The following is a 3,787-nucleotide window of genomic DNA, read 5'->3' as shown; positions in this document are numbered from 1 at the left end:
ACATGCGACCAGTGCTCTTTGAGAAGAAAAAACATGCCAATGAAAGCGAGCATGACGACTGCGCCAATCAGTCTCTTTCTACCCATTGAAGCGCTGGCCTTATCCGATTGTCCTGTACTGTGATCGTGGTTCATGGTTTTCTCCATATGAGGTCGTCGAGGCAGTGACGAGCCGTATGGAAACAATAAGGCTTAACACGGTGGCAATGTCAAACTGATGACAAGTCCTCTTGACGTGGATCATGTGCCTGCTCAGCCCCCATGCGCACTGCAAACGGCGTCTGAGTAACGCTGCCCTGATTCCCCGACAGCGGTCCAAGGGTCAGGGCAGCGATCGCTGAGTACAGAGAACTATTTCGTGGGTGCTGTGGGTTGCTTGCCATTGCGAACGAGAAACGCATCCAGCACAGCGATTTCCTTTTTTTGCGCGGAAATAATGTCCTGGGCCATGCTGAGTAGTTGGGGATCTTTTCCATCGCGCAATTGGCTCTGCGCCATGTCGATGGCACCTTGATGGTGGATGCGCATCATTTGCGCGAAATCCACATCGGGATTGCCTGACGTCTTCACGGACGCCATCTTGTCGTTGTTCTCTTTCATCATGGACTTCATGTCCATCTTGCCTGCAGGCATCGTCTGATCCATGGCAGCGCCTTTCATGCCAGCGTGTGGGGCAGACTGGGCGTGCAACGACAAGGGAACCACCAACGCGCATGCAAGAAAGGCGGTTGCCGAGACGGTTTTCGAGGGTGGGTGCAGAAATCTCATGGTGGGCTCCTTGAACAGCGTCAATCTGCGTGGGCCATGGCGGCACATTCTTGAGCGCATTTGTGGCAAGCGGCGGCACATGCCTTGCAATGCTCGGCTTCGTGCCTAGCGCACTCATCGCCGCAGGCCTTGCAGATCTGCGCGCACAGCGCACAAATCGCCTCGGCGTATTCGCTTCGGCGCGCCATCACATCGGCAGCTAAGCTGCAAGCGGCCGCACAGTCCGCGTCCAGCGCAATGCAGCGGGCCATCATCTTGACGTCCTCCTCCTTGAGGCACTCTGCGAAACACTGATGGCAAGCCGTCGCGCACGACCGGCAAGCATTGATGCAAGACATGTAGGGGTTCGGGGTGTGATTCATCTGGATCTCCTGATAGGTTTGGATGGCTCAAAAAGTTGAACTTGATCCTACGCAGCGGGCTGCAAGGAGCATCCATCTTCCGCCGCGAGAAGCATTCGGTTCTGTAGGCTCGCGCCGACGATTGACTCAGCCTTCGAGCAATTTGCCGCAATTTCGGTGCAAGATGACKAAGAGGTTTCAGGGTCGTAATCTAGATGTCATATTCGACCAAGTAGTCTTCGCCAAGGCTGTTTGTTACGCCTATTCGCACGGCTGCCGTCCAATCACAGCCCTTCAAAGCTGACGTAACCACCATGCAGTGCACTACGGGCCCAGCTGTGGTACCTCTTACGCCACAAGGCGTCAGCGCACACGCGACGATCGGATGCCAGAAAGAACGCCAGATGGTTCGGCTTCCCCAGTGTTTGATCGCGCAGCGAGCATGCGGCCTGCGGCATCGACTTTGATCATGCCCAATCTTGGATGGCTCCAGTAGCGCGTTTTTCCATCCTCCGTCGCAACTCTGGTGGCCGACGCTTCAACGCGCACCTCGTTGTCGGCAGGTGCGGCAAACGTGGTCGCAGACGCCAGCGACGCTGCTGCGACCAACATAGACACAATCATCTTTTTGTACATGGTCTTACTTTCCTCATCAGTCATTAAAACGTCAGCTGGGCCGACGGCTACACGCGGATACAAGACATCAATGGGCGGCGTGTGGAAGAGGATTTTGGGCTACGGGGACGAACGAGAAGCTGTAGTGCGGATGACGTTTTCGAAATATACGGAACATGCAATGTTCATCGGGTGCTTCATCCCGGTGAGGAGACATAGACCGTATCTCGAACCAAATCCCTCTGCACTTTTCACCTCGCCCCAAACCTGTCAAAAGCGTAATCGGGAGGTCACCGCTTCGTAGGGGTGCGGGTTCTAGACTTCTCTCCGTGGCGCAGAAAAACGCCACCTGGATGGACCATATCGGGCATCCGGCGCCACAGGAGACCATCATGAAAATTCGTACTGCCATCCTCGTCGCCAGTCTCGCTGCATTCGCTACAGCGTCCTTCGCTACTTCGGTCTACCACGCAAGCCCAAGTCAGGAAGAAGGCGTGAGTCTGGCCCCCGACCACCTGGGCAACGCAGTCAGCCGTCAAGCTGTCGAAAGCACCGTACTGGCCGCGCAAAAGGACGGTTCTCTGTACTGGATCAGCCGTGGTTACCCGGCTACTTATCCGCTCGTCCCTGGCCCCAAGCTGACAAAGACCCGCCAGCAAGTCTTGGATGAGTTGCAGGCCGCCAAGCGCAATCCCGTGACCAGCGATGGCATGCGCGATCTCGGAGGCGAGGCAGGTTGGGTCAACGCCAGCCAACTGCCCTGAACCCCGAACCATCCCCACTCCCGCGAATCTCCAAGACCGGCCTGCGGCTGCACTCAAACCATCTCCATTTATCAAGAAGGAAATCCCATCATGAAACTCAAGTCCACCCTCATCGTCCTCTCTCTTATCGCAGCCCCTGCATTTGCTTCGGACCAAGTGGTCAGTAAGACGCGCGAGCAAGTCCGTGCTGAATTGGCGCAGGCTCAGCAGAGCGGCGACATGCTCGCCTTTGGCGAATCGGGTCTTACGCTCAAGCAGATCAATCCTGGCGCCTATCCCGTGGCTACTTCGACTCAGGTCGGCAAATCCCGAGAGCAAGTGCGGGACGAGCTGGAGCAGGCTATCCGTACAGGCGACATCATGGTGGCCGGTGAATTCGGCGTCAAACGCAATGAACTGATGTCAGGCCGCTATCCCATCGTGACAGGCAAATCGCTGAAGACACGTGACCAGGTAAAGAGCGAGCTGGCACGCGCCATCCGCGAAGGCGAAGTCGTCGCTGTGGGCGAAGACGGCCGCAAGCTCAACGAAATCTATCCGGACCGCTATCACGCAGCGCAGCATGCGGCCATGGCCACCACCTCGGACGAATCCTCCAAGGCGCCACGGTTTCAGTGAGTTTTCCCAGGGGGTCAGCGGCTGAGCTGGAGGAGCCTTGCCAAAAAAGGGCCGCCTCCAGCTTGAATGCAAAGCATGCCCACGGCCCCGACAGCAGGTGCGCACGACCGTTGTCTTACAACTCGCTCAGGATCAGACCTGCATGTTCATCACATCGGTGTAGGCCTGGACAATTCGATTGCGGCTTTGCAAGGTCGCCTGGAACGCAATATTCGACTTGACTCCAGCGAGCATGGTCCCTTCCAAGCTGACCGTGGGGTTGCCAAGTGTGACCTCTCGACTCAGCCGACCCGATTCACCTTGCAATTGGCTTGTGATTGTCAGCGCCTGCTTCATGGCGTCTAGAAAACCGCCCCCTTGGATGCTCGGTGCTGTGGACACAGAGTTTCCCAACAAACCGACTGGCGACAGACCATCCAATGGCTTGGTAGTGACGTTCATGTCGAGGACCTCATGGTTGGACGAAGAATTTGCGAAGTGCCGCCTTAGAGATCTCTACCAAGGTGATGGTCCATAGTAGTTACTGGCGCCAGACCCGGATCGTTTTTGGGCGCAGGGTTTCAGCCGCTAGTCCCTCCGTTCGGGATAACAGGAAATTCATCTTGCCGACATCGCCGAGAATCGAACCCGAGGCTCAAGGAGCGAAACCCAGGCGAACCGCACCATGCAAAAAAACCGGGTC

Annotated in this window: 6 protein-coding genes; 2 read left to right on the top strand and 4 right to left on the bottom strand. The window is 56.6% G+C overall.

Annotated elements, in window-relative coordinates:
- Positions 1-350 precede the first annotated feature (350 nt).
- The 3 genes from AC04MI_RS24060 to AC04MI_RS24050 form a co-directional block, all read right to left on the bottom strand.
- The gene (locus tag AC04MI_RS24060) at positions 351-767 is read right to left on the bottom strand and encodes a DUF305 domain-containing protein (protein WP_063459418.1); all 417 of its coding nucleotides are present in this window, start codon (positions 765-767) and stop codon (positions 351-353) included.
- A 20-nt stretch (positions 768-787) separates the two neighbouring features.
- Positions 788-1,129, bottom strand: a complete 342-nt coding sequence (locus tag AC04MI_RS24055; protein ID WP_055401394.1) for a four-helix bundle copper-binding protein — start codon at positions 1,127-1,129, stop codon at positions 788-790.
- 342 nt (positions 1,130-1,471) lie between these two features.
- Positions 1,472-1,744, bottom strand: a complete 273-nt coding sequence (locus AC04MI_RS24050) for a hypothetical protein (RefSeq protein WP_143227263.1) — start codon at positions 1,742-1,744, stop codon at positions 1,472-1,474.
- Between the two features lie 371 nt (positions 1,745-2,115).
- On the opposite strand from AC04MI_RS24050, the gene AC04MI_RS24045 reads away from it, so the two are divergent.
- Together AC04MI_RS24045 and AC04MI_RS24040 are read left to right on the top strand one after the other, a co-directional pair.
- Positions 2,116-2,487: a hypothetical protein gene (locus tag AC04MI_RS24045; protein ID WP_082836304.1), complete on the top strand. Its 372-nt coding sequence runs from the start codon at positions 2,116-2,118 to the stop codon at positions 2,485-2,487.
- Between the two features lie 90 nt (positions 2,488-2,577).
- Positions 2,578-3,105: a DUF4148 domain-containing protein gene (locus AC04MI_RS24040; protein WP_069103139.1), complete on the top strand. Its 528-nt coding sequence runs from the start codon at positions 2,578-2,580 to the stop codon at positions 3,103-3,105.
- A gap of 132 nt (positions 3,106-3,237) precedes the next feature.
- Here the strand turns inward: AC04MI_RS24040 and fliE are convergent, their stop codons facing one another.
- Complete coding sequence (fliE, locus tag AC04MI_RS24035) at positions 3,238-3,546, bottom strand: flagellar hook-basal body complex protein FliE (protein WP_015012981.1); 309 nt, start codon at positions 3,544-3,546, stop codon at positions 3,238-3,240.
- Positions 3,547-3,787: the final 241 nt, after the last annotated feature.

The organism is Acidovorax sp. LjRoot204, assembly GCF_056175785.1.
The sequence above is the reverse complement of the archived record's forward strand: the minus strand, read 5'-3'. Positions and strand labels throughout refer to the sequence as shown.

Coding starts and splice junctions, on each gene's coding strand:
- fliE (WP_015012981.1), bottom strand. CDS start 3,546: ATGAACGTCACTACCAAGCCATTGGATGGTCTGTCGCCAGTCGGTTTG.
- AC04MI_RS24050 (WP_143227263.1), bottom strand. CDS start 1,744: ATGTACAAAAAGATGATTGTGTCTATGTTGGTCGCAGCAGCGTCGCTG.
- AC04MI_RS24060 (WP_063459418.1), bottom strand. CDS start 767: ATGAGATTTCTGCACCCACCCTCGAAAACCGTCTCGGCAACCGCCTTT.
- AC04MI_RS24055 (WP_055401394.1), bottom strand. CDS start 1,129: ATGAATCACACCCCGAACCCCTACATGTCTTGCATCAATGCTTGCCGG.
- AC04MI_RS24045 (WP_082836304.1), top strand. CDS start 2,116: ATGAAAATTCGTACTGCCATCCTCGTCGCCAGTCTCGCTGCATTCGCT.
- AC04MI_RS24040 (WP_069103139.1), top strand. CDS start 2,578: ATGAAACTCAAGTCCACCCTCATCGTCCTCTCTCTTATCGCAGCCCCT.